Here is a 23,508-nt window from a genome sequence, read left to right as displayed (position 1 = left end):
CAAGACGACCGATTGCCTCGCCGGTCGCTGGCAGGCGTGCGGTTATTGGAATGCCGTTTCGGAAAAACTTCTGAGCTTGCGCGAATGCAGCCGCTCCATCGGCATTTCGGCCAGCTTCTCCATCGCCTTGATGCCGATGGTCAGATGCTGCGCCACCTGCCGCTTGTAGAACTCGGTCGCCATGCCGGGCAGCTTCAGCTCGCCATGCAGCGGCTTGTCGGAAACGCACAGCAGCGTCCCGTAAGGCACCCGGAAGCGGAAGCCGTTGGCGGCGATGGTGGCCGATTCCATGTCGAGCGCGATGGCCCGGGACTGCGACAGGCGCTGCACCGGTCCACGCTGGTCGCGCAGCTCCCAGTTGCGGTTGTCGATGGTGGCGACGGTGCCGGTGCGCATGATGCGCTTGAGGTCGTAGCCCGACAGGCCGGTCACTTCAGCGACCGCCTCCTGCAGCGCCACCTGGATTTCGGCCAGCGGCGGGATCGGCACCCAGACCGGCAGGTCGTCGTCGAGCACATGGTCCTCGCGCACATAGGCATGCGCCAGCACATAGTCGCCCAACGCCTGCGTGTTGCGCAGCCCGGCGCAGTGGCCAAGCATCACCCAGGCATGCGGCCTCAGCACCGCTATGTGGTCGGTGATGGTCTTGGCGTTGGACGGGCCGACGCCGATATTGACCATGCTGATGCCGCCATGGCCCGGCTTCTTCAGGTGGTAGGCCGGCATCTGCGGCAGGCGGTGCGGCGGCGTTCCTTCCGGGACCGTCTCCCCGTTCCTGGTCACGACATTGCCGGGTTCGACGAACTCGACATAGCCGCTGTCGCCATTGGCCATCAACTCGCGGGCGCGCGCCACGAATTCGTCGATGTAGAACTGGTAATTGGTGAACAGCACGAAGTTCTGGAAGTGCTGCGGGCTGGTCGCCGTGTAATGCGTCATGCGGTGCAGCGAATAATCGATGCGCTGCGCGGTGAAAGGCGCCAGCGGCCGCGGCTCGCCGAACGCCACCTCGAAGGTGCCGTTGGCGATCTGGTCGTCGGTGCCGTCGAGATCGGGCACGTCGAACAGGTCGCGGATCGGTCGCTTGATGCGCTCGGCGGCGGCGCCGTCGACATAGGTGCCTTCCAGGAAGGCGAAATGCAGCGGGATGGGTGTCGTCGATTCCGAGACCGTCACCGTCACGCCGTGATTGCGCATGATGAGCCGAAGCTGCTCGATGAGATAGTTCTCGAACAGTTGCGGCTGCGTGATCGTGGTGGCGAAATGGCCGGGCGTCGGCATATGGCCATAGGCCTGGCGCGAGTCGACCTGGCTGAACGAGGTCGTGGTGACGCCGATCTGCGGATAGAAGGCCCGGTAGCGCTTGCTTTCATCTCCGCCCGCGGCAAGGGCCGAGAAAGAATCGCGCAGGAATTTGGTGTTGCGGTCGTACAGCGCCTGCAGCGCCGCGACGGCCTTTCTGGCGTCGTGGAAGTCCTGCTTGCCGAAGGGCTCCGGCATGACGACCGAGTCGATGGCTTGGGGGTAGATTCGCTTTTCCATGGCCCAATATAGAGATTTGGAAGAGCTGTTGGGAGGGGTGAGCGGACAGGAACCGCAACCCAGCTGGAGATTTTTTGTTATCGCTCCGATTCAAGATGTGACGCGATTCAGGTCAGGCCGAGTCGAGAAAGGTGGATTCCGAGAACCGGAGCGGAGCGTACTTGAGCTACGTGAGCACCGGAAGCGCAGGAAGCCGCGTTTCGCAGGCCGGCCTCACCTGAATATCGTCACACCTACCCCCGCTGCAGGCTGATCAGCAACACGAAGCCTACGCTGGTGTTCTTGTGCGGCGGCGCCTCGATCCTATGGCTTGTATCGGCCCGCATCATCGGCACCGCCAGCACCGGGGCTGCCAGCAGCATCAGGATAAGCATCGCCCGCGGCAGCAGCCGGAGGATCTTTGTTGCATTGTCGGCGATGCGATTCATTTTGGTGGTATCCCGGTTTCCAGCTTGGTCGATTTTAAGCTTTGTCGTTTCAGCGCTCGATTTGGTTCACAAGGCCGACAATGCGGGCACCGGCCGTTCCCAAGGGCGTGCCGAATGACCGGCCTCCGCCACCAGGATGGCGAAGAGCATGCCGAACAGGCTCATCAGCAGGCAGACGATGGTGAAGCGACGGGCAAGCATTTCTCTCTCCTTCAATGCGGGAGAAAATGCCTGACGGCCTCTGAACCGGTTCTGAGACCGGTATTCATCTGCGGTTCAAATTGATTGACGAGGGTCTTGCACGGTGCCGGTGCCACAGCGCGGCGGAGCGCTGTCGCTGCAATAGAAAACGGGGCCGCGTAGAGCAATTCCAGGAAAAGTGTGAGCGGTTTTCCGTTCGGATTGCGTCAAACAAAGACGCAATTCCAGGAAAAGTGTGAGCGGTTTTCCGTCCGGGATTGCGTCAGACAAGGAAATAGGGCGTTTCACCGTTCCGCAAAAACGGTGAAACGCCCCTTGGCCGTCTCGTATGGTCTGGAGTTTGGCGCTTAGAGCTTGTGCCAGGTCTGGCTCTTGCAGATCAGGCCGCCGAGCACGCAGCCGCTCATCTTGAGCGCGGTGCCCGAGAGCGTCGCCTTGCCGGAATAGGTCTTGTCGTTTGCCGGGTCGGTGATGCTGCCGGCATATTTGTTGTCGCCGGCCGCCTTCAGCGAGCCGATCGTCTTGCCGGCGTATTTGCCGGTCTTGAGCGTGATCGAGAAAGAACCGCTCCCGCCGATCGCCGCGGTGTCGCCGGCCTGCGTCTTCCAGTTGCCTTCGATCGGGTCGGCGCATGCGGCGCCCGCCATGATCAAGGTGGCCGCCAGGGCCACAGTCAGCTTTCGAAACATCGTGTCCACCTCCCTATAGGGTTGCGGCGGGCTCCAGTCCGCCTACCTGCCCCTTACGCAAAGGTAAAGCTAATCCAGCCGCCGCCAAAACGAAAGCGGTGCCGCGACGGAAGGTTGCAAGGATTTTCGCCGCGCGGCCGACTGAAAATAAACGCGATCGAAAAACGCTTCGGTTTCCGTGGTTAGCGAAGTCTTGATTCCGCCGCCGGCAATTTTCATCGAATTTGACGCAAAATGGCTGAAACGCTGGATTCCCATGCTTAACGGTTTTCCGCGTTTACCTCTTGTTTTAGCTTTGTTTTCCTCAAATTAAGCAAGCCATTTAACGACGGATTCAAGGCCAGCCGTCATCCTCGAAAGCATCGAAAGAGCGGCTCGCCCCGAGGGATACCAAGGGAAAAGGAGGCAGCTCTCGGGAGCCAGACAGGGGATTGAAATGGCACGCTTTGAAATGCTTGAGGACGGCTTCGGCGCCATGGGGGCAACTGCCCAGGCCGACATTCTTTTCGAACTGGGCATGATGTATGCGACGGGCCGCGATTGCGAGACCGATGTCGTTGCCGCCCACAAATGGTTCAACATCGCCGCGATCAAGGGCTCGGCCCGCGCCGCCGAGCTGCGCTCGGAACTGTCGGCCACTATGTCGAAAGTCGAGATCGCCACGGCGCTGCGCGAAGCCCGCGAATGGATGACGATGCACTGATCCTCAGCGCGCAGCGCTCAGAGCTCATCGGGACAAGGCCGCGAAAAGACGGCCGGCCAAGAAGAACGAGAACGTGGCGGGTTGAGACAACCGAAGCCACGCAAAAACAGGGAAGCGAGCGGGTTTCAGGCGCGGGGGCGTCTGGGGAGCTCGACTGCAAAAGCCGTGACCGACCGAAACAAGGTCGGCGCGGCTTTTTGCATTACGCCTGGCAATCAGGCGCGTGGCCCAAGAAATCCTCGTCGGAATGAACCAAAGCCGGCCTCACTGTCCTCTCGACAGTTTCGGCGAAGGGTGAAATTGTCCCGGCTCTGTGGAAGAAGCGCGGCCGGATCGGCACGCGCAAGTGGAGGAGTTCTTATAGTCATGAAAAAATTGGGTATTTTGAGCGCGGCCGCTTTTGGCCTGATGATGAGCGCCCCGGTTGCCTTCGCCGACGACATCACCATTTCGGTGGTCGGCCCCATGACCGGCCAGCTCGCCACCATCGGTGACCAGTTCAAGCAGGGCGCGCAGGCCGCCGCCGACGCGATCAATGCGGCTGGCGGCGTCAACGGCTCCCAGATCAAGCTCGACATCGAAGACGACCAGTGCGATCCGAAGCAGGCGGTCTCGGTCGCCAACCGCATCGTCGCCAACGGCGTCAAATTCGTCGACGGCCATGCCTGCTCGGGCTCCAGCATTCCGGCCTCGGCCGTCTATGCCGAAGCCGGCACGCTGATGATGAGCCCCGCCTCGTCCAACCCGGTGCTGACCGACGCCGCCGCCAAGGCCGGCTGGCCGACCATCATGCGCCTCTACACGCGTGACGACGCGCAGGGCGCCTTCATCGGCCCCTGGATCGCCAAGAAATACGCCGGCAAGAACGTTGTCGTCCTGCACGACAAGAGCGCCTACGGCCAGGGCGTTGCCGACGCCGTGAAGGCGACGATGAATGCCGGCGGTCTCAAGGAAGTCGATTACGAGGGCATCAATGCCGGTGAGAAGGACTATTCGGCCCTCGTCACCAAGCTGAAGGAACTGAAGGCCGACGTCGTCTATTTCGGCGGCTATCACCCCGAGGCGGGTCTGATCCTGCGTCAGGCGGCCGAGCAGAACGTCAAGTTCCAGCTGATCATGCCGGACTCGATCGCTTCGCCGGAATTCTGGCAGGTTGCCGGCCCGGCCGGTGAAGGCACCATGTTCGTCTTCCCGTCGGACCCGCAGGCCAAGCCTGAAGCGAAGGACGCGGTCGCCAAGATCAAGGCCGGCGGCTTCACGCCCGAGGGCTTCACGCTGTTCTCCTATGCCGTGATCCAGGCTGTGGCCGAAGGCGTCAAGCGGGCCGGCACCGACGATCCGGCCAAGGTCGCCGAGGCGCTCAAGGACGGCAAGCCGATCAGCACCGTGGTCGGCGACGTCATCTTCGACGAGAAGGGCGATCTGAAGAACGCCAGCTACGACATCAACCAGTGGCACGACGGCAAATACGCGCCGATCAAGCCGTAATCGGTTCTGCGATCGAGAAAATGGCCGGGCTCGCCCCGGCCATTTTCGTTTTTTGGCTCTGCTTATCCAGTACGACTGCGCTCTACGACGCCCCCACGTCCCGCCGGTCCTAGCCAGTTTGTCCCGTTGACGATCCAAGACGATGTGGCGCTTCAGCCCTGCCCATTCTCCGCAAACCGCACCAGCACCGTGCCGTCGCTGACCTGCGCGCCCTCGGCCGCGATCTCGGCGATCACGCCGTCATGCGGGGCGGCGATCATGTGCTCCATCTTCATCGCTTCGAGGATCAAAAGCGGCTGGCCCTTGATCACTGCATCGCCCGCCGCGGCGCGCACCAGCTTGACCAGCCCCGGCATCGGCGCGCGCAGGCTGCTTGAAGCGGCTCCGGCCTCGTCGGCGTTGGCGAGCGGATCGGGGACCGTGAACGTATAACCGACCGCGCCCTCGAAGACGGTGACATGGCCGGGCCAGCGGGCGGCAGGCGGCATGGTCCTCAAATCATGCGTGTTCACCGCGTCGTGCGGCGCCTCCAGCGCCACCTGGAAGCGGCCGTCGGAGCGTGCCGAAACCCGCGCCAGGATGTTCTCCTCGCCATAGCGCAAGCGGGTGCGGCGCGAGAGCGGGTGGAAATGGGCATAGCTGGAAAGCGTCGACCAGGGGTCGGCGGCGGGTCCCGGCGCGCCGGTATCCGTCGCGGCAAGCGCCGCGGCGGCGATCGTCTCGTCGCTCGGCGGGGGAATGGCGGTGAGCGCCGCCTGGTGCCGGCCGATCAGCCCGGTATCGAGATCGCCGGCAGCGAAGTCGGCGTCGGCAGCGAGCGCCGCCAGGAAGGCGGTGTTGACGGTCGAGCCAGCCACTTCCGTCCGCGCCAGCATCTCGCGCAGCGTGCCGAGCGCCGACGCCCGATCCTTGCCGTGCGCTACCAGCTTCGCGATCATCGGATCATAGAAGGGAGAGATCGCATCGCCGGCGCGCACGCCGGTCTCGATGCGTATCGCGGCACCTTCCGGCGCCGCGTCGGGGAATTTGAGATGATGCAGCGTGCCGGTCGCCGGCAGGAACCCTCTCGCTGCGTCCTCGGCATAGAGGCGGGCCTCGAAAGCGTGGCCGGACAAAGCGATCTCATTCTGCGTCTTCGGCAGCGTTTCGCCGGACGCGACGCGAAGCTGCCATTCGACGAGATCGACGCCGGTGACCATCTCGGTGACGGGATGCTCGACCTGCAGTCGGGTGTTCATCTCCATGAACCAGAAGCGGTCCGCCTTGAGCCCCTGAGAGGCGTCGACGATGAACTCGATCGTGCCGGCGCCCGAATAATTGATCGCCTTGGCGGCCTTCACGGCCGCCTCCGTCATCGCCTTGCGCAGCGCCGGCGTCATGCCGGGGGCGGGCGCTTCCTCGATCACCTTCTGGTGGCGGCGCTGCGCCGAGCAGTCGCGTTCGAAAAGATGCACGGCGTTGCCGAAATTGTCGCCGAACACCTGCACTTCGATGTGGCGCGGCTTGTCGACATATTTTTCCACCAGCACGCGATCGTCGCCGAACGCCGCCTTTGCCTCGCGACGCGCGCTGGAAAGCGCCTCCGTGAAATCGTCGGGGTGGTCGACGCGCCGCATGCCCTTGCCGCCGCCGCCGGCGCGCGCCTTGATCAGCACCGGGTAGCCGATCTCGCGCGCCTTGGACGCAAGCAGCACGATTTCCTGCGCTTCGCCGTGATAACCCGGCACCACCGGCACGCCGGCCTTTTCCATCAGCCGCTTGGCGGCGTCCTTCAATCCCATGGCACGGATCGAGGCGGCGGAAGGACCGATAAAGACAAGGCCTGCCGCCGTCGCCTGATCGACGAAATCGGGGTTTTCCGACAGGAAGCCGTAGCCGGGATGGATGGCCTCGGCGCCGGTGGCGAGCGCCGCCGCCACGATCCTGTCGCCGCGCAGATAGCTTTCGCCGACGAGCGAGGGGCCGATATGCACGGCCTCGTCGGCCATCTCGACATGGAGCGCGCGGGCATCCGCGTCCGAATAGACGGCGACGGTGCGCACACCGAGCCTGCGGGCGGTTCGGATGACGCGGCAGGCGATCTCGCCGCGATTGGCAATCAGGATCTTGCCGAACATGGAGCCTCCGCGAGCAAGGTCCGAACCGAAGGAGAAGCACGGCGCTTGGACACCCCCCTCTGTCCTGCCGGACATCTCCCCCGCAAGGGGGGAGATTGGCTGTCGCGATGGCTTTCGCCAATCTCCAGCGTCGGAAGGATCGCGGAAGGGCCAAGCTGCTGATCTCCCCCCTTGCGGGGGAGATGTCCGGCAGGACAGAGGGGGGTGCTGTCCCGCCAGCCTCTCCAGCTGTTCATCTGAATTTGCCTGTACTGAGCCTTTTGCTCCAAGGTCAGCTCTCCCCAATGGCCGCAACGGCCTGCCGATATAACTCCGCCGTCTGCTCGTCGAAGCAGCAGAAAGTAACCGTATCCGGCAGCGCATTTTGCCTCAGGAAGGTGCTTACGGCACCAACGGCGATCTCCGTCGCCTGGTCTTTCGGATAGCCATAGATGCCGGTCGAGATCGCCGGAAATGCCACCGTTCGGCAATTGTGGCCGAGCGCGATCTCGAGCGAGCGCCGGTAGCAGGAGGCGAGCAGCTCGGCCTCGCCATTGCCGCCGCCTTGCCAAACCGGACCGACCGTATGGATGACGTAGCGCGCCGGCAGGTGATAGCCCTTGGTCAGTTTGGCATCGCCGGTCTCGCAGCCATGAAGCGTGCGGCATTCGGCGAGCAGCTCCGGCCCGGCGGCGCGGTGGATGGCGCCGTCGACGCCGCCGCCGCCCAGCAGTGAGGAGTTGGCGGCATTGACGATGGCGTCGACCGCGAGCTTGGTGATGTCGCCGGTGTGAACGCGGATCCTGTCGCCGATAGCGCTCATCGTCACATCCTGAACACGCCGAACTTCGTCTCCTCGACCCCGGCATTGAGCAACTTGTGACAGGATGATCTGAATCTACAAGTGCTTTACCGTCAGGCGGCCATCCCACTTGTCGTTTAGGTACTCACAGACTAAGCGCCTGTGGCAGTGATGAGGGGTTGCCTCCGAGCATAGTAGACACGTGCTGTCCAACATGTCGGGCTTTAGGCGCTGCTCGACCTTTCGTTCTGCCATCAAAGTCAAAAAGCGCCTTTCGTAGACACCCCAGTCGCCTTTCTCTTTTTTATAGGACTTCAAGATTACGTCGGTGGGAGCGAGCAAAGGCTCATGAACGTACTGAATACCGCCGATCTTTTTTAGAAAGTAGGCTAGATCGTCTGCCTTGGCGAAGCCCGCTAGTTGAGACGTATTGTGCAGGCGCACGTCGACGACCTTCTTCACACCTGCTGCGAGCAAACGTTCGAAAAAGTCTTCAGCGTTCGTTTTCGTGAATCCGATAGTGGAAACGTCAACTCTACCCATCAATTACTCCGCGGCAACTTGATTTGCGGGGTCGCTTGGCGGCCGTTCTGCGTAAGCTACCTTTCGTGCTCTTTTCCTGTAGGCTGCTGCCAATCGTTCACTTTGTGAAAGAAAGAGGTCGTCACCCAATTTCCCCTCAAGCCTCAGCAGGCGCTCAACGATTTCGTTATGGCCAACGATACTTCCGTCCGACAGGATATGTTTTATTAGCATCCCACGCTCGGCCAATGCCCGACTCACTAGCAGGCAGCGGTGGCAGTCAAGCGGATCATGTTCTGAGCACATAATCGCAATGCGGTGTTTCTTGGCACCTTCAACCACAAGTTCCAGTCCTTGCTTGAATGCGGGTGCCATGGCCATTCTCTCGTAGTCGGCCACTCCCTCGCAAAAAAAAGTCTTGTCTGCCGGCCGGCCCCCCAACTTCTCACCAACAAATCGATAATCGATGTTGTCTTGGCGCAGTTCCTGCCGTAGCGCGTCGCGGTTAAAATGTGGAAAGTGCCGAGAATATGGGGCCGACCTTACATCCGCTACGGCAGTGACCCCGGCGCGGCGCAACAGGTGAAGGAATTGCTCATAGCTCAGCGTCGAGTGCCCAATGGTCAGAATCTCTCGTCGGTGTGTCATTTGAGCCTCCTGTGCACATTCCATCGGTACGCCAAAAAAAGCGCAGATGCCGCGCCAGACGTTCGCACAAGTGAATTTTTCACAAGAAATATAGGCCGTTCACTTGCGAATAGCACGGGTTGCCTGCGAACGGTCGCGACAGTCCAACTCGTACATGGATGCGATTGCTCGCATTCGCATCGTCTTGCAACGACGCAAGTCCGCTCGTCTTCCAACGCCCTCGTGCCGCGTCCGCCGGTACCGAAAGATCGTAATAGTGATTGCCTGCGGCTATGTGGGCACGAAGCTGCTGCTTTCCATTATTTGGATTAGTGGCCACGTGAAATTGTATCCGATCAGCAGTGATTTCGATCGCGCCGAGTGATCGACCGATGTGTCCCTCAAGCACGTATGCTTTGGTAGATGCCGCCCGAACGAGGCCACCGTCAAATGCCGCTTCAAGTGTCGGAGAAGTTCCGCCAGCCACGGCTTGCGCGGTTTGTACCAAAGTGAGTTGCCCAAGGATATCCATCGGCTTCGAAAGATCAACGAGCCGATCCTCCGTGGCATGTGGGAATGCAAAGTTTGCGGGTGGCGGAGATGCTTCGAGTCTGACGATATTCCCAACTGAAAAAAATCGCCCTGGTCCAGCAAAATTACCTTCCCAAAAGCGGGATACTTCATTGATCGCTGAGGCACTTGGAGGTTCGGGACGAATCATCCCGCCTCCGATTCGGTCCCATCCAGCGACGCAATACAATGTGCCATAGCAAGTTACGTCAGTAACTATGATCTCATACGTAGCCATAAACCCCTCCCAAACTGATGACAATGCTAGCGCCTAAACTTCCAATTGTCATTCAGCCAAAGTGGACTATTCGAACGTTTCCGCAGGAATATTGTGCTTGGACGCTTGCGGTTGGCGCACGGCATTGCTGCCAACGTTTCGATCACATCCTGAACACGCCGAATTTCGTCGCCTCTATTCCGGCATTGAGCGCCGCCGAAAGGCTGAGCGCCAGCACGTCGCGGGTCCTGGCCGGATCGATGATGCCGTCGTCCCAGAGCCTGGCCGAGGAATAGAGCGGGTGACCCTCATGCTCGTATTTCATCAGGATCGGCTTCCTGAACTTCGCCTCCTCCTCGGCGCTCCATTCACCGCCCTTACGCTCGATGCCCTCGCGCTTGACCATGGCGAGCACCGTGGCCGCCTGCTCGCCACCCATCACCGAGATGCGCGCGTTCGGCCACATCCACAGGAAGCGGGGCGAATAGGCGCGGCCGCACATGCCGTAATTGCCGGCGCCGAACGAGCCGCCGATGATCACCGTGAGCTTCGGCACCCTTGCGGTGGCGACCGCCATCACCAGCTTGGCGCCGTCCTTGGCGATGCCGCCGGCCTCGTATTTTCGGCCGACCATGAAGCCGGTGATGTTCTGCAGGAAAATCAGCGGGATGCCGCGCTGGCAGCAAAGCTCGATGAAATGCGCGCCCTTGAGCGCGCTTTCGGAAAACAGCACGCCGTTGTTGCCGATGATGCCGACCGGCATGCCGTGCAGATGGGCAAAGCCGGTGACCAACGTCGCGCCGTAATTCTGCTTGAACTCGTCGAACTCCGAGCCGTCGACGAGACGCGCGATCACCTCGCGCACGTCATATGGCTGGCGCAGATCCGTCGGCACGATGCCGTAAAGTTCGCTCGGATCATGAAGCGGCGGCACCGGTTTCTGCAGATTGAGTTTTAGAGCCTTGTTCCGATTCAGGTTCTTGACGATGCGCCGGCAAATGGCCAAGGCGTGCTCGTCGTCCATCGCATAGTGGTCGGCGACCCCGGAGAGCCTGGTGTGGACATCGGCCCCGCCGAGCTCCTCGGCGCTGACATCTTCCCCGGTGGCGGCCTTCACCAGCGGCGGGCCGCCGAGGAAGATCGTCGCCTGGTTGCGCACCATGATGGTCTCGTCCGACATCGCCGGCACATAGGCTCCGCCCGCCGTGCAGGAACCCATGACGCAGGCGATCTGCGGGATGCCGGCGGCCGACATATTGGCCTGGTTGTAGAAGATGCGGCCGAAATGCTCGCGGTCGGGAAACACCTCGTCCTGGTTGGGCAGGTTGGCGCCGCCGCTGTCGACCAGATAGACGCAAGGCAGGTTGTTCTGCAGCGCGATCTCCTGCGCCCTGAGATGCTTCTTCACCGTCAGCGGATAATAAGTGCCGCCCTTCACCGTGGCGTCGTTGACGACGACCATAACTTCGGTGCCCTCGACGCGGCCGACGCCGGTGATGATGCCGGCCGACGCAATGTCCTCGCCATACATCGACCATGCCGCGAACTGCCCGACCTCGAGGAAGGGCGAGCCGGTGTCGAGCAGTTGCGCCAGCCGCTCACGCGGCAACAGCTTGCCGCGTGAGACGTGGCGTTCGCGGGCTTCGTCCGAGCCGCCTCGCTCGACGCTTGCCGCCTTCTCGGCGATGTCGGCGACCAGCGCCCGCATGCGCTCCGCATTGGCGCGAAAGGTGTCGGAGGAGGGGGAAATTTGAGTTTGCAGTGTGGCCACGTTAAACCCCCTCCGCCATGATCTCGCGTCCGATCAGCCAGCGGCGGATTTCGCTGGTGCCGGCGCCGATCTCGTAGAGCTTGGCGTCGCGCAGCAGCCGCCCCGTCGGATAGTCGTTGATGTAGCCGTTGCCGCCGAGCAGCTGGATGGCGTCGAGCGCCATCTGCGTCGCCTTCTCGGCGGCGAACAGCACGCAGCCGGCGGCGTCCTTGCGCGAGGTCTCGCCGCGGTCGCAGGCGGCTGCAACCGCGTAGACGTAGGCCCGCGCGGCGTTCATCGTCGAGTACATGTCGGCGAGCTTGCCCTGCACCAGCTGGAAGGTGCCGATCGGCTGGCCGAACTGCTTGCGCTCATGCACATAGGGCACAGCGACGTCGAGGCAGGCCGCCATCAGCCCGATCGGGCCCCCGGACAGCACCGCGCGCTCGTAGTCGAGCCCCGACATCAGCACCTCGACGCCGCGTCCTTCCTCATGCAGCACGTTCTCGAATGGCACCTCGACATCCTCGAACACCAGCTCGCCGGTGTTGGAACCGCGCATGCCGAGCTTGTCGAGTTTTTGCGCCACCGAAAAGCCGGCCATCGTCTTCTCGACGATGAAAGCCGTGATGCCGCGCGCATGGCGTTCCGGATCGGTCTTGGCATAGACCACCATCGTCCCGGCGTCCGGGCCGTTGGTGATCCACATTTTCGAGCCGTTGAGCACGTAGCGGTCGTTGCGCTTTTCGGCGCGCAGGCGAAGCGACACCACGTCCGAGCCGGCGCCTGGTTCCGACATCGCCAACGCGCCGACCGTCTCGCCCGAGCAAAGGGCAGGCAGGTACTTCTCCTTCTGCGCCGGGGTGGCCCAGCGGTTGATCTGGTTGACGCAGAGGTTCGAGTGCGCGCCGTAGGAGAGGCCGACCGAGGCGGACGCACGCGAAATCTCCTCCATGGCGACGACATGCGCGAGATAGCCCATGCCGCTGCCGCCGAAGTCCGGATCGGCGGTGATCCCGAGCAGGCCGAGCGCGCCGAGCTCGCCCCAAAGATGCGCGGGAAATTCGTTGCAACGGTCGATCTCGGCCGCGATCGGCGTGATCCTGTCCTGGGCGAAGCGCCTCACTGTGTCGCGCAGCGCCTCGATGTCGCTATCAAGTCCGAAGTTCAGCGTATTCGTGTACATGCCGTTCCTCCCTGCGCCGGTCTTCGCGGAGATCGCGCCGTATCAGAGTGCCACGGCGTCCCTGGCGCGCCCCGAGGGACGCGCGCTGCCATGGCTGATTGTCGCGCCGACCAGGCGCATTGTCATCGAAAGATATGATGCCGTGACTTCGGCGATCGACAGCCGCTCGCCCGGCCGGAACCAGACGATGACGCCGGTCATCATCTGGATCAGCGCCATGGCAGTGAGCCCGGTGTCGTCGACCTGAAAGACACCAACCTCGGCGCCGTCGCGCAGGATCGTGCGCAGTTCCTTCTCATAGGCCGTGCGCATTTTGAGGATCTGCGTCAGCCTTTCATGCGAAAGGCTGCGCAATTCCATGTTGGAGACATGGGTGGCGTGACGCCGCCCGATGTGGAAAGCGATGTGGTTTTCGACATAGGCGGTGAGCCGGGTGACCGGATCGGCGCGAGCCGGACGCGCCGTTTCCCAGGCCTTGAGCAGACCTTCCATATGCTCTCGCATTAAGGTGAAAAGCAGATCTTCCTTGGTCGGGAAGTAGCGATAGAGCGCCGCCGCCTGCACGCCGACCTCGGCCGCCAGCTGCCGCATCGACATCGCCTCGTAGCCGAGGCGCGCGATCAGGCTGACCGCCGCCTCGCGAACGGCCGCTTCGGTTTTCTCCCCGTCGGAACCTGTGGTGCGTGCCATGTTTGCCTCTGGCAGCAATAATAAAACGAACGTTCAATTAATTCAAGGTGCAAACGTTATCCCCGCTCTGGTTTGCGGAGGTGAAATGAGACTAGTTCCCTGATAAGCGATTTTGAAAGGTTGCCGTTTGCCGCCACGGTGCAGAATTCTGCTCCGTTGCGATCCTTGGGGAAGGTAACGGCATGGATTCCAGGGTCTTCGCGACGGAGCTTCGCTCCTGGTCCGCCCTGGAATGACGATCGCGATGGGCGTTTCGGCCGATCTCCAACGCATGCCGCCTGCGAACGCAAACAAAGCCGACTGGTCAAAATCCCTGCGCAGTGCCACTAAACGATGATCCTGAAATCCACAGGCGCCTCTTCGGCCGCCTCCTCGACCTCGACATTCGAGACGAGCGCGCCCCGCGGCCCTTGCCACAGGCGTTCGATCATCGCCGTGACAGCGGCATCGGCGCCGGCGATCAGTGCGCTGACCGAACCGTCATGTTCGTTGCGCACCCAACCCGTCAGCCTGAGACGCATCGCTTCTGCGCGCGCCCAGACGCGGTAACTCACACCTTGAACCGTACCGGAAACGCGCGCCCGAACGATTCTATGTTCGCCTTGCATTGCCTGTGCTCCGCGTTGCGCTTGGCGGAATCTGGCACAGCAAGGGGCAAAGGCAACAGGGGCTTGGGCTAGGGTGTGTTGAGATTCAGGTCAGGCCAAGCCGAAAATGGTGGCTTTCGAGAACCGGAGCGGAGCGGACATTCGGGTCCGTGAGCACCGGAAGCGCAGAAAACCAGCATTTGCAGGCTGGCATCACCTGAATATCAACACACCCTAGTTCCCTCGCGCCGCCGCCAAGGCGCCCGGCAATTCCTCGGCGAAGATGTCGAGCTCACGGTCGAGCCCGACGCTGACCCTGATGCAGCGGTCCAGCACCGGCACCATCGGCTTGCGGATGAACACGTCGCGCGACAGGAGGCCCTGCATCACCTTCAGCGCGAAGGCGCCGTCGCGACCGCAGTCGATGGTGACGAAATTGGTTGCCGACGGCAACGGCTTCAGGCCGTTCTGCCTGGCGACGGCTGAAATACGCTCACGGCCTGCCGCCACCCGCGCCACCACCGAGCGCAGATAGTCCTGGTCGGCAAGCGCCTCGAGGCCGGCGATCTGCGCCATGCGGCTGACGCCATAATGATTGCGGATCTTCTCGAAGTCGCGGATCACCTCCGCTTCCGCCACCGCGTAGCCGCAGCGTATGCCGGCCAGGCCGTAAGCTTTGGAGAAGGTGCGCATGCGAATGACGTTCGGCCGCGCGACATCGATCGCCGGCAGCGCCGAGGCCGGTCCCAGCTCGCCATAGGCCTCATCGAGCACGAGCATGGTGGTTTCCGGCAGCGCTTCGATGAAGCGAACGACATCCGGCGCCTCCCACCAGCTTCCCATCGGATTGTCGGGGTTCGAAAGATAGACCAGCGGCGCCTTTTCGCTCGCGACCTTGGCGAGAAGCCCGTCCAGGTCCTCTTTGTCATTGGCATAGGGAACCGTCACCAGGCGGCCGCCGACGCCGGCAATATGGAAATTGAAGGTGGGATAGGCGCCGAACGAGGTGACCACCGCGTCGCCAGGGCCGACATACATGCGCGCCACCAGCCCGAGCAGGCCGTCGATACCTTCGCCCACGACCACGTTTTCGATCGCCACGCCGTGATGCGCGGCAGCCGCCACCTTCAGCTCGTAATTGTCGGGATCGCAATACATCCACTGGTCGCGGGCAACGCTCTCCATACGCGCGATGACGCGCGGCGAAGGCCCGAAGCTGCTTTCATTGGCGCCGATGCGGGCGCGAAACGGCCGCCCGCGCTCGCGCTCCTGCGCCTCCGGCCCGACGAACGGCACCGTGGTGGGAAGCGCGCCGATGATCGGCGTGAGGGAAGGGCGACGAAGCATGGCACAGGCTCGCTTGAGAAAGGGTCTTCTTGCTAGCGTGGGTGAGGGGTGGGTGCAAGTTGGGTGACAAGCTGAAATCGGCTGGCTTGACCGGCACGCGCCGTCAGGTCTTGAGAGGTTTGCCGCTTGCATGGGTCTGGTGAACGGAGCGGCAGGCGTTGCCGTTGGCCTCCGAATTCGATGCGGACGACGTATTGCTGGATTCTGCGTGCCGCTTTTGCTAGCGAGGCAGGATGAGCAACCGATTGCCGCCCGCTTGGGCAAAGCACCTCAAGACTCGACCTTCGGCCAAGGCGCCGCCGCCGAGGGCTGCGCTGCCGAAAGCCAAGACGCAGGCCGCTCCATCGCGAGCGCAGGCCGACGATATGCTGTTGAGGCAGGCACTCGAGCTGCAAAAAGCCGAGCAATTGCCGGAGGCCGAGGAACTCTGTCTCAAGGTTCTGGCAAGAACCCCAAACGATCCGCTGGCATTCTATATCCTGGGAACTCTCGGACTCGGATACGACAACGAGAAAGCCTTGCGGTATTTCGCGCGGGCGGTCGCAGAGGAGCCGCGGAATCCCTACTACCACCTTAGCCTTGGCGAAACCTATCTGAAGCTCAGCGAATTTACGCCGGCAATCAGGCACATTCAGCAGGCCTTGGCGTTGAAGCCTGACCTGGTGGAAGCTCTTTGCGCCTTGGGCGATACCTACAACTCGTTTGACAAGGGAGAAATGGCGCTGCCGCTCTTTGAGAAGGCGCTCAAGATCGACCGAGATCATCCTCTGGCCCGGTTGGGGTTGCCCCGCGCGCTCGCAAGTCTCGGCCGTATGGACGAAGCCGCGGTTCATTTGAAAGAGGCGATAGAGCGGCGGATCGCGGTACCGGCTGCCTACAGTGCATTGGTGCAGACGCGTAAATTCACGGAAGAGCCGCCGGAGCTCGCGGCAATTCTAGCGGAGCTTCGGGACCCGGCCCATGGAGCGGAAGGAGCGGCGGCCCTCCATCACGCTGCAGGGAAGCTGCTTAACGACCTCCATCGCTACAGGGAGGCGATAGACCACTTCAAGCAAGGGAATCGGGCTAGGGGCCAAATATTCGACATCGGAAGCTATCGTCGCTGGGTCGACGCCATGATCGAAACCTTCACGCCCGAACTGGTGGCTTCAATGGCCGCTTGCGGCAATGCCTCGGAGGCGCCCGTATTCGTCGTCGGCATGCCTCGCTCCGGCACGACGCTGACGGAGCAGATCTGCGCCAGCCATCCTGATGTTCACGGTGCCGGCGAGCTCAGCAAGCTTAGACGAATGGCCAATGGGATCGGCCTCGCACATCGTTCCGAGGCGAATCTCGGCAAATCGGTCGCGACGATTACTCCCGAACTGACCGAGACGCTGGCAGCGGAGCATCTTGCCTATCTGCGCGAGCGAGCGCCCGATTCGCTCCGAATCATCGACAAGATGCCCCACAATTTCGAGCTGATCGGCCTTGTCGCCATTTTGTTTCCCAACGCGCGCATCATTCATTGTCGCCGCGACGCTATCGACAATTGCATCTCCTGTTTCGTCCTGCAGTTCAGTGAAGCGCATAGCTATAGCGCAGATCTCGAGACACTGGGGCTCTACTACAGGGAATATGACCGGCTGATGCGGCATTGGAGCAAGGTCCTCCCCGGGCGCATCTTCGAAAACCAGTACGAGACACTGATCGAGAACCAGGAGGAGCAGTCGCGGCGCTTGATAGATTATCTCGGGCTGCCCTGGGACAAAGCCTGCTTGCGTTTCTTTGACAGGGCTGGCTCAGTAAACACCTATAGCAATTGGCAGGTCCGCCAGCCGATCTACAAGTCGTCGGTCAAGCGCTGGAAGAATTACGAGAGCGAGATCCAGCCTCTGATCGAAGCGTTGGGAGATCTTGCTGAGGTTTGACCAGTAGCAATTCGCGCGGAGCCATAGCGCTCTCTGCGCTGAGTGCTCAGTCTCCAAGGCTCCGATAGCGTGCAATTCCGGCGATCGCGCCGAATGCAGCGCTTTGTGCAAACGGTGCCGGGGTGCTGGAAGGGAGAAAGAAAAACCCGGCGGTTGCCCGCCGGGTTATCGATTTCGATCAGGCAATGCCTGTTAGAACGAACGCTGGAAGCGGAGCAGGCCGCCGACGCTGTTCTTCTTGTCCGCACCGGTGAAGTTGACGGTCGAGGTGGGATCGGCGTTCCACTGGTCAAACTTGCCAAAGTGATCGTAGTCGACTTCGGCGGTGACCGTGAAGCCGGGAACGATGTCGTAGGCGACGTTCGCCGCCACGCCGTAGTTCTTGTCCTCGTCACCCGACACCTGGAGGTTGAACGAGGTCTTCTCGTTGAACTTGTAGGTGCCGCCGGCCCAGAATGCCCAGTTGCCGCCCCAGATCTTGTAGAAGCCGCGACCACGGGCGTCGATGACGTTGGTCGGGTCGCTCAGATTGTTGTCGCTGCCGTAGCCGAACATGCCGAACAGCGACAGTTCATTGGTGACATTCACGTCCAAGCGGACCTTGCCGGCGACTTCCTCATAGTTGCTATCGTAGGCCACGACGCCGGTGATGGCGCCCCAGCCCTGCGTGTACTTCACGCCGCCTACGACATGCGGAACATAGCTGTCGATCGTGCCGACAGTGCCTGCGCCTTCTTCCAGCGAAACCACCGCCGAGAAGCCGTTGCCGGCGTCGAAGTAATATTGGACGACGTTGGTGTCGAAGTCGCCATAGGGGACCAGCGTATCCTGGATGACGTTGCCGGCATAGCCGATGAACGTGTCGAAGGCCGATTCGTCCTTACCGACGCGCAGACCACCGAGCTGGATCCAGGCGAAATTCAGCGAGACGTTCTTGTTGCCCGCCGGATTGTCGACATAACCACCTGTGACCGGGTTGAAGGATGCGCCGCGATTGTTGTTGCCGAAGTTGAAGCGTGTCTCGGTGTAGGTCTTCAACGTGCCGAGCTCGGTTTCCTGGCCGGTCCAGGTCTTCAGCGTGAAGCGGGTGTTCTTGTACCAGGTGCTGTGGATGTCGCCGTCCTGGTGGTCGACATTCTTCGCGCCGTCGAATGAACCGACGTCGCCGAGGCCGATGTCGTAACGGACATAGCCGCCGATGCGCAGGCAGGTCTCGGTGCCGGGGATATAGAAGTAGCCCGAGCCGTACACGTCGCAGATCTTGACGTATTCAGCCGGTTCCGGCTCGGCGACGGTCACCGCGTCGGCGGCGCGGGCACCGGAAACTGCGATCAGGGCCGCAGCTGAGCCGAGAAGAAGGCTCTTGATGTTCATTTTCTGACCTCCAGTCAGAATCGAACGCAAGCGATGCGTTCGCTCGATCGCAGTCGCTGTCAGTGCTTTGTTATTGCGGTGCTTTTTGCTATGGTGAGCGCTACCAGAGGCGTTTGCTGGCGAACGCGTGTCCGGATCCGGATTTGAGATAGCGCTCCAATGAAGCCGCCTTCGCCTGGCTCGAAAAGGCCAAGTAGGTCACGATTCGCCACGGGAGAAACTTGGAAGTGTGACTGGACTTCCCAGCATTGTGCTCGGCAATCCGCTTCTTCAAATCGGACGTTATGCCGATATAGCGCGCTCGCCTTCCGAAGCCTCGCTCTCAAGCAGATAGACATACCACACGAACCGGCCCTCCTTCGCCAAGGCTTTGGAGGGCATCCTCTCCGCCATCCTGCTTCGCTCGAAAGTTGGGCTTGTCCTGCGAAGCTCGGAGAGCGAAGCAGGATGGCGGAGAGGATGGGATTCGAACCCACGAGAAGCTTTTGACCTCTACTCCCTTAGCAGGGGAGCGCCTTCGACCACTCGGCCACCTCTCCGTCGCGCCGCTGGATAAAGAAAAGCGTCGGCACAATCAACAAGCCGGCGCCATAATCGCCGAAAATTCGGCATGGTGCAGCTCGGCGGGCGGAGCCATGCGGCGATTCCATGGCGATTCCCTGCCCGGCGACTCGGGGCTGGCGCCGCAATTTCGGCCGTCCATCGCCGGATTCGACCGGCTGCAAAGCCTGATTGGTTAATGAGAACTTTCGGAGTGAGGCCAAATCGTGTCATTTGTGCAACAACGTCCGGGGATAGCATCCGGATAGGGCTTTCGCCGATACGATCGTGGTTGAACCCCGCCGCGGCCTGGGTAAAGGTCACGTTCGAAGGAGCGGCGCGGTGCGCATCTTTTTCGGTAGTGGGGATGGGGCAGGGAACGCTGTCCTTCAGCAAAAAATACCCAGACCCGTTTTTTAACTTTTGACTGGAGGTCAGAAAATGAACATCAAGAGCCTTCTTCTCGGCTCAGCTGCGGCCCTGATCGCAGTTTCGGGCGCCCGCGCCGCCGACGCGGTGACCGTCGCCGAGCCGGAACCGGCTGAATACGTCAAGATCTGCGACGTCTACGGCTCGGGCTACTTCTACATCCCCGGCACCGAAACCTGCCTGCGCATCGGCGGCTATGTCCGTTACGACATCGGCGTCGGCGACGTCGGTGCGTTCGATGGCGCGACGTCCGCCGATGTTGAGGACCGCGGCAGCAACGACACCTTCTACAAGAATGCCCGCTTCACGTTGAAGACCTGGACCGGCCAGGAGACCGAGCTCGGCACGTTGAAGACCTACACTGAGACCCGCTGGAACTTCGGCAACCGCAACGCCGATCTGGGCGCGGATCCTGATGGCACCGGTCCGCTCACCAACTCCGTCAATCCGGCCTTCAACAAGGGCACTTCGCTGAACTTCGCCTGGATCCAGCTCGGCGGCCTCCGCGTCGGTAAGGACGAATCGGCCTTCAACACGTTCATCGGCTATGCCGGCAACGTCATCCAGGATACGCTCGTTCCCTACGGCGATTTCGACACCAACGTCGTCCAGTACTACTTCGACGCCGGCAACGGCTTCTCGGCCGTGATCTCGCTCGAAGAAGGCTCGGGCGGCGGCACGGACGGCTCCTACGGCGTGGGCACGATCGACAGCTACGTTCCGCATGTCGTCGGCGGCGTGAAGTGGACTCAAGGGTGGGGCGCCATCACCGGCGTTGTCGCTTACGACAGCAACTACGAGGAAGTTGCCGGCAAGGTCCGCTTGGACGTGAACGTCAACGACGCCATCTCGCTGTTCATCATGGGCGGCTATGGCTCCGATGACAACCTGTCGGACCCGACCTATGCCTTCGCAGCTGGCGGTCGCGGCTTCTACAAGCAGTGGGACGAAAACTGGGCAGTGTGGGGCGGTGGCACCTACAAGTTCAACGAGAAGACCTCGTTCAACGCTCAGATCTCGTATGACGAAGGTGAGAACCTCGGCATCGCCGCCAACATCGCCTACGACATCGTTCCCGGCTTTACGGTTACGGCCGAAGTTGACTACGTCAATGCAGGCAAGATCGACGAAGCCGATACCCGTGGCACGAACCACAACTGGACCGGTATTTCTGCTGGCGAAGACGACGCCATCGGCGGCATGCTCCGCTTCCAGCGCTCCTTCTAAGGGCCGGACTGCAACAACTGAAATCCGGCCCGGGCGTCAAATGCCCGGGCCGTTTTGTTTTCGCGATTGGTCGAAGCAAACGAAAGGATGGGGGTGAAACGGTAAGCTGATCGGGTCTGTGGAGCGACTTTGTGGGATCCGCCACTGGCGGATGGGGTCGGCTGCAAGATTCGAAAACTCTTGAAAGGACATCTCCGAACGGTTAGGGCTGAAAGCTTAACCACAGGGGGTGTGGCTAAAAATGTCGAACGAAGCGATTCAAGAGGGGGAGCCCTCTGGTCAATTTGCGGTATTTTCTTCTCAGAATTCGAAGTTTAGGTACACCTACAACAAGATCCGGGAAGTAAAATCGTACAGGATCGGGGAACTCTTTGCAGCATACCGGGATATACTCTGGGATGATGGGCGGCATAAATACAATGTCAGCTCGTTCATCGGTGAAATAGACGAGATCCTTCTCGGAGAACGTTTCAGCACCTTCGACCAGAACACCTTGGACAATCTTATCGGTACCTTGCGCCAGCGCGGAAACAGCAACGCAACCATCAATCGCAAGATGGCTGCACTCAGCAAGCTGCTGCGCAAGGCTCATAAGATGGGAGATATCCACAGCCTGCCCGAGTTCCGCCGCCAGAAGGAGCGGGCGGGACGGATTCGTTTCCTCGAAAGGGACGAAGAGACAAGGCTGTTCGCTGCCATCAAGAGCCGCAGCGAGGACGCCTACAGGCTCTCCGTCTTTCTGGTCGATACCGGCTGCCGCCTCGGCGAGGCGCTCGGCCTGATCTGGAACGACATTCAGGAGCACCGCGTTTCCTTCTGGATCACCAAATCGGGCCGCAGCCGCACCATTCCGATGACCGAGCGGGTCAAGGAGGTGATCAAGCTGCCGCCAAACACGGAAGGGCGCCGGCCGAAAGGTCCCTTCACCAAACTGACGCAGGCGCAGTACCGCGCCATCTGGAACGAAGCGAAAGCGGAAGTCGGTCTTGGCGCCGATGAACAGGTGGTGCCGCATATCCTGCGCCACACCTGCGCCTCCCGCCTCGTTCAGGGCGGCATCGATATAAGGCGCGTGCAGATGTGGCTCGGCCACCAGACGCTGTCGATGACCATGCGTTACGCGCATCTCGCCACCAACGACCTCGATGGCTGCGTCGTCGTTCTGGAGAAGCCGCGTACCGACGAGGCCCCGCGCCCGGCGGAGAGCTCGGTTTTTGCGTCTCCGTTGACCGCGCCGTCACCCGTCAAGACGGCTCGGAAGCAGAGCGGATCGGAACCGGCGAAGGCGCGCCGCAAGAGCTCGAAGGGCAAATAGGCGAGCGGCGCGCGTCGGCGAATCTATATTTTATCGACAAGCCCGAGATTGAGTTAGTCTCGGGCTTTACTTTATTTTGATTTGCGCTCTGCCCGATCAAGGAAATCCGCAATCTCCCGCGGCAGAGTGCCGGTTTCCAGAAAGGGCGCGTGTCCCTGACCTTCGACGGTGATCGTTTCCATGCCGGGATGCCGCCTTCCCATCTCCTCGACGGTCGCAGCGGATAATAGTTTTGAATTGCCGCCGCGAATGGCAAGCAGCGGCACGGTGGCTAAAGCGTCGAACTGCGGCCACAGATCCGGCAACGGCTTGCTGAAATCGACGCCGGCCAGCGTCCCGACCAGCGCCGGATCGAAATCCGGCAGCCAGCCGGCCTCCGTCTCGCGGCAGATTGCCCGGACCATCCGCGCCCAGTCGGCGTCGGTCAGCCCCGGGAAATCGGCGCCATGCACGCTGCGCTGAGCATCCACCGCCTCGGCGAATGTCTTCGGTCTCGGCGCCGGGTCGAGATAGGAGCGGATATGAGCCAGGCCCGCTGCCTCGATTACCGGGCCGATGTCGTTGAGCACGATGGCTTTCAGCACGGCGGGCTTCAATGCGCCGAGCACATGGATGATCAGGCCGCCCCGCGACGTGCCGACGAAGGCGGCCTGCTCGATGCCGAGCGCCGACAATCCGGCAAGGACATCGCCGGCTTCGACGCCGACATTATAGTGGCCGATATCCGGGTCGTGGTCGGATTGTCCGCGCCCGCGATAGTCAAAGGCGAGGACTTTTCGCGGCCTTTCCGCCTTGCTTGAGAGGTGGAGTGCCAGTTCGTGGAAATCGCGGGCGTTACGGGTGAGTCCGGGCAGGCAGACGACCGGCCAGCTGCCGGCATTCGCTTCGCCATAAATCTGGGCGTGGAGTTTCAGGCCGTCTGGCGCGGCGTAGAAGAAGTCGGAGAAACCTTCGCCGCTCGCCATCGCAATGCCGCTCCTCGCTAGGGGTGATCGACAGCTACAGGCGAGGGCAGGGATCGTCAAATGGGAGTTCTTCCTTCTCCCCTTGTGGGAGAAGGTGTCGCCGAAGGCGACGGATGAGGGGTGTTCCAGCGGAGTGAGACGCCGGCGATTGCGCCTTTAGACGAGCGCGTTGGCCAAGCTGGAACACCCCTCATCCGGCCGCTTCGCGGCCACCTTCTCCCACAAGGAGGGCTTTGCACGGGAGAGTGAATTCTGTTTGTTGGGCTAATGAGGCGTTTTTTGAAGGCCATGGGAGGCGGTTTT

Annotated in this window: 23 protein-coding genes and 1 tRNA gene; 5 read left to right on the top strand and 19 right to left on the bottom strand. The window is 61.6% G+C overall.

Annotated features, from left to right (window positions below; genetic code table 11):
- Nucleotides 1-42 precede the first annotated feature (42 nt).
- The 5 genes from LB523_RS20375 to LB523_RS20360 all read right to left on the bottom strand — a co-directional run bounded on the left by LB523_RS20375 (nt 43) and on the right by LB523_RS20360 (nt 3,118).
- Entirely contained in the window at nt 43-1,500 is a 1,458-nt protein-coding gene (locus LB523_RS20375; RefSeq protein ID WP_224606368.1) for an AMP nucleosidase, read from the bottom strand.
- Between the two features lie 275 nt (nt 1,501-1,775).
- A complete protein-coding gene (locus tag LB523_RS20370; RefSeq protein WP_095766908.1) occupies nt 1,776-1,970 on the bottom strand; it encodes a hypothetical protein in 195 nt (64 codons plus the stop codon).
- A 66-nt stretch (nt 1,971-2,036) separates the two neighbouring features.
- A complete protein-coding gene (locus LB523_RS29285) occupies nt 2,037-2,171 on the bottom strand; it encodes a hypothetical protein (protein WP_263490927.1) in 135 nt (44 codons plus the stop codon).
- Nucleotides 2,172-2,518: 347 nt separating this feature from the next.
- The gene (locus LB523_RS20365; RefSeq protein WP_224529817.1) at nt 2,519-2,860 is read right to left on the bottom strand and encodes a DUF2147 domain-containing protein; all 342 of its coding nucleotides are present in this window, start codon (nt 2,858-2,860) and stop codon (nt 2,519-2,521) included.
- A gap of 69 nt (nt 2,861-2,929) precedes the next feature.
- On the bottom strand, nt 2,930-3,118 hold the full coding sequence (locus LB523_RS20360) for a hypothetical protein (RefSeq protein WP_224544152.1): 189 nt from the start codon (nt 3,116-3,118) through the stop codon (nt 2,930-2,932).
- 178 nt (nt 3,119-3,296) lie between these two features.
- On the opposite strand from LB523_RS20360, the gene LB523_RS20355 reads away from it, so the two are divergent.
- Together LB523_RS20355 and LB523_RS20350 are read left to right on the top strand one after the other, a co-directional pair.
- A complete protein-coding gene (locus tag LB523_RS20355; RefSeq protein WP_027164869.1) occupies nt 3,297-3,563 on the top strand; it encodes a sel1 repeat family protein in 267 nt (88 codons plus the stop codon).
- A 366-nt stretch (nt 3,564-3,929) separates the two neighbouring features.
- Entirely contained in the window at nt 3,930-5,051 is a 1,122-nt protein-coding gene (locus LB523_RS20350) for an ABC transporter substrate-binding protein (RefSeq protein WP_095766910.1), read from the top strand.
- Nucleotides 5,052-5,203: 152 nt separating this feature from the next.
- Here LB523_RS20350 and LB523_RS20345 read toward each other — a convergent pair whose 3' ends face one another.
- From LB523_RS20345 to LB523_RS20300, 10 genes are all read right to left on the bottom strand, one after another.
- Nucleotides 5,204-7,168 carry an acetyl/propionyl/methylcrotonyl-CoA carboxylase subunit alpha gene (locus LB523_RS20345; RefSeq protein WP_224606365.1) on the bottom strand — a complete coding sequence of 655 codons (1,965 nt, stop codon included), beginning with the start codon at nt 7,166-7,168 and terminating at the stop codon, nt 5,204-5,206.
- 271 nt (nt 7,169-7,439) lie between these two features.
- A complete protein-coding gene (locus LB523_RS20340; RefSeq protein ID WP_224606362.1) occupies nt 7,440-7,970 on the bottom strand; it encodes an O-acetyl-ADP-ribose deacetylase in 531 nt (176 codons plus the stop codon).
- 75 nt (nt 7,971-8,045) lie between these two features.
- Nucleotides 8,046-8,492 (bottom strand): DUF488 family protein, encoded by a 447-nt coding sequence (locus LB523_RS20335; RefSeq protein WP_224606359.1) that lies wholly within the window; start codon nt 8,490-8,492, stop codon nt 8,046-8,048.
- 3 nt (nt 8,493-8,495) lie between these two features.
- Nucleotides 8,496-9,119 carry a DUF488 family protein gene (locus tag LB523_RS20330; protein ID WP_224606356.1) on the bottom strand — a complete coding sequence of 208 codons (624 nt, stop codon included), beginning with the start codon at nt 9,117-9,119 and terminating at the stop codon, nt 8,496-8,498.
- 79 nt (nt 9,120-9,198) lie between these two features.
- Nucleotides 9,199-9,906, bottom strand: coding sequence for a dual OB domain-containing protein (locus tag LB523_RS20325; protein ID WP_411966485.1), 708 nt, complete (start codon nt 9,904-9,906; stop codon nt 9,199-9,201).
- Nucleotides 9,907-10,048: 142 nt separating this feature from the next.
- Nucleotides 10,049-11,656 carry a carboxyl transferase domain-containing protein gene (locus LB523_RS20320; RefSeq protein ID WP_224606351.1) on the bottom strand — a complete coding sequence of 536 codons (1,608 nt, stop codon included), beginning with the start codon at nt 11,654-11,656 and terminating at the stop codon, nt 10,049-10,051.
- A gap of 1 nt (nt 11,657) precedes the next feature.
- Nucleotides 11,658-12,821, bottom strand: a complete 1,164-nt coding sequence (locus LB523_RS20315; RefSeq protein WP_224606348.1) for an isovaleryl-CoA dehydrogenase — start codon at nt 12,819-12,821, stop codon at nt 11,658-11,660.
- A gap of 42 nt (nt 12,822-12,863) precedes the next feature.
- The gene (locus tag LB523_RS20310) at nt 12,864-13,511 is read right to left on the bottom strand and encodes a TetR/AcrR family transcriptional regulator (RefSeq protein WP_224606345.1); all 648 of its coding nucleotides are present in this window, start codon (nt 13,509-13,511) and stop codon (nt 12,864-12,866) included.
- Between the two features lie 326 nt (nt 13,512-13,837).
- Nucleotides 13,838-14,119, bottom strand: coding sequence for an acylphosphatase (locus LB523_RS20305; protein ID WP_224606342.1), 282 nt, complete (start codon nt 14,117-14,119; stop codon nt 13,838-13,840).
- 213 nt (nt 14,120-14,332) lie between these two features.
- Nucleotides 14,333-15,445 carry a pyridoxal phosphate-dependent aminotransferase gene (locus LB523_RS20300; RefSeq protein WP_224606339.1) on the bottom strand — a complete coding sequence of 371 codons (1,113 nt, stop codon included), beginning with the start codon at nt 15,443-15,445 and terminating at the stop codon, nt 14,333-14,335.
- A gap of 233 nt (nt 15,446-15,678) precedes the next feature.
- On the opposite strand from LB523_RS20300, the gene LB523_RS20295 reads away from it, so the two are divergent.
- Complete coding sequence (locus LB523_RS20295; protein WP_224606336.1) at nt 15,679-17,355, top strand: tetratricopeptide repeat-containing sulfotransferase family protein; 1,677 nt, start codon at nt 15,679-15,681, stop codon at nt 17,353-17,355.
- 192 nt (nt 17,356-17,547) lie between these two features.
- Here LB523_RS20295 and LB523_RS20290 read toward each other — a convergent pair whose 3' ends face one another.
- The 3 genes from LB523_RS20290 to LB523_RS20280 all read right to left on the bottom strand — a co-directional run bounded on the left by LB523_RS20290 (nt 17,548) and on the right by LB523_RS20280 (nt 19,268).
- A complete protein-coding gene (locus LB523_RS20290) occupies nt 17,548-18,729 on the bottom strand; it encodes a porin (RefSeq protein ID WP_140842538.1) in 1,182 nt (393 codons plus the stop codon).
- Between the two features lie 100 nt (nt 18,730-18,829).
- Entirely contained in the window at nt 18,830-19,003 is a 174-nt protein-coding gene (locus tag LB523_RS20285; protein WP_411966062.1) for a GIY-YIG nuclease family protein, read from the bottom strand.
- Nucleotides 19,004-19,177: 174 nt separating this feature from the next.
- Nucleotides 19,178-19,268 (bottom strand) — tRNA-Ser (locus LB523_RS20280).
- 442 nt (nt 19,269-19,710) lie between these two features.
- Here LB523_RS20280 and LB523_RS20275 point away from each other — a divergent pair.
- Both LB523_RS20275 and LB523_RS20270 read left to right on the top strand, forming a co-directional pair.
- Nucleotides 19,711-20,925, top strand: a complete 1,215-nt coding sequence (locus tag LB523_RS20275; protein ID WP_224606333.1) for a porin — start codon at nt 19,711-19,713, stop codon at nt 20,923-20,925.
- A gap of 241 nt (nt 20,926-21,166) precedes the next feature.
- Complete coding sequence (locus tag LB523_RS20270; RefSeq protein WP_224606330.1) at nt 21,167-22,240, top strand: tyrosine-type recombinase/integrase; 1,074 nt, start codon at nt 21,167-21,169, stop codon at nt 22,238-22,240.
- 71 nt (nt 22,241-22,311) lie between these two features.
- Here the strand turns inward: LB523_RS20270 and LB523_RS20265 are convergent, their stop codons facing one another.
- A complete protein-coding gene (locus LB523_RS20265; RefSeq protein ID WP_224606329.1) occupies nt 22,312-23,205 on the bottom strand; it encodes an alpha/beta fold hydrolase in 894 nt (297 codons plus the stop codon).
- Nucleotides 23,206-23,508 lie beyond the last annotated feature (303 nt).

Source organism: Mesorhizobium sp. ESP-6-4, from assembly GCF_020164735.1.
Lineage (GTDB): Bacteria > Pseudomonadota > Alphaproteobacteria > Rhizobiales > Rhizobiaceae > Mesorhizobium.
The sequence above is the reverse complement of the archived record's forward strand: the minus strand, read 5'-3'. Positions and strand labels throughout refer to the sequence as shown.

Excerpts from the sequence above, each read along its gene's own strand:
- LB523_RS20375 (WP_224606368.1), bottom strand. The coding sequence starts at position 1,500 with ATGCCGGAGCCCTTCGGCAAGCAGGACTTCCACGACGCCAGAAAGGCC.
- LB523_RS20370 (WP_095766908.1), bottom strand. The coding sequence starts at position 1,970 with ATGAATCGCATCGCCGACAATGCAACAAAGATCCTCCGGCTGCTGCCG.
- LB523_RS29285 (WP_263490927.1), bottom strand. The coding sequence starts at position 2,171 with ATGCTTGCCCGTCGCTTCACCATCGTCTGCCTGCTGATGAGCCTGTTC.
- LB523_RS20365 (WP_224529817.1), bottom strand. The coding sequence starts at position 2,860 with ATGTTTCGAAAGCTGACTGTGGCCCTGGCGGCCACCTTGATCATGGCG.
- LB523_RS20360 (WP_224544152.1), bottom strand. The coding sequence starts at position 3,118 with ATGGGAATCCAGCGTTTCAGCCATTTTGCGTCAAATTCGATGAAAATT.
- LB523_RS20355 (WP_027164869.1), top strand. The coding sequence starts at position 3,297 with ATGGCACGCTTTGAAATGCTTGAGGACGGCTTCGGCGCCATGGGGGCA.
- LB523_RS20350 (WP_095766910.1), top strand. The coding sequence starts at position 3,930 with ATGAAAAAATTGGGTATTTTGAGCGCGGCCGCTTTTGGCCTGATGATG.
- LB523_RS20345 (WP_224606365.1), bottom strand. The coding sequence starts at position 7,168 with ATGTTCGGCAAGATCCTGATTGCCAATCGCGGCGAGATCGCCTGCCGC.
- LB523_RS20340 (WP_224606362.1), bottom strand. The coding sequence starts at position 7,970 with ATGAGCGCTATCGGCGACAGGATCCGCGTTCACACCGGCGACATCACC.
- LB523_RS20335 (WP_224606359.1), bottom strand. The coding sequence starts at position 8,492 with ATGGGTAGAGTTGACGTTTCCACTATCGGATTCACGAAAACGAACGCT.
- LB523_RS20330 (WP_224606356.1), bottom strand. The coding sequence starts at position 9,119 with ATGACACACCGACGAGAGATTCTGACCATTGGGCACTCGACGCTGAGC.
- LB523_RS20325 (WP_411966485.1), bottom strand. The coding sequence starts at position 9,906 with ATGGCTACGTATGAGATCATAGTTACTGACGTAACTTGCTATGGCACA.
- LB523_RS20315 (WP_224606348.1), bottom strand. The coding sequence starts at position 12,821 with ATGTACACGAATACGCTGAACTTCGGACTTGATAGCGACATCGAGGCG.
- LB523_RS20310 (WP_224606345.1), bottom strand. The coding sequence starts at position 13,511 with ATGGCACGCACCACAGGTTCCGACGGGGAGAAAACCGAAGCGGCCGTT.
- LB523_RS20305 (WP_224606342.1), bottom strand. The coding sequence starts at position 14,119 with ATGCAAGGCGAACATAGAATCGTTCGGGCGCGCGTTTCCGGTACGGTT.
- LB523_RS20300 (WP_224606339.1), bottom strand. The coding sequence starts at position 15,445 with ATGCTTCGTCGCCCTTCCCTCACGCCGATCATCGGCGCGCTTCCCACC.
- LB523_RS20295 (WP_224606336.1), top strand. The coding sequence starts at position 15,679 with ATGAGCAACCGATTGCCGCCCGCTTGGGCAAAGCACCTCAAGACTCGA.
- LB523_RS20290 (WP_140842538.1), bottom strand. The coding sequence starts at position 18,729 with ATGAACATCAAGAGCCTTCTTCTCGGCTCAGCTGCGGCCCTGATCGCA.
- LB523_RS20275 (WP_224606333.1), top strand. The coding sequence starts at position 19,711 with ATGAACATCAAGAGCCTTCTTCTCGGCTCAGCTGCGGCCCTGATCGCA.
- LB523_RS20270 (WP_224606330.1), top strand. The coding sequence starts at position 21,167 with ATGTCGAACGAAGCGATTCAAGAGGGGGAGCCCTCTGGTCAATTTGCG.
- LB523_RS20265 (WP_224606329.1), bottom strand. The coding sequence starts at position 23,205 with ATGGCGAGCGGCGAAGGTTTCTCCGACTTCTTCTACGCCGCGCCAGAC.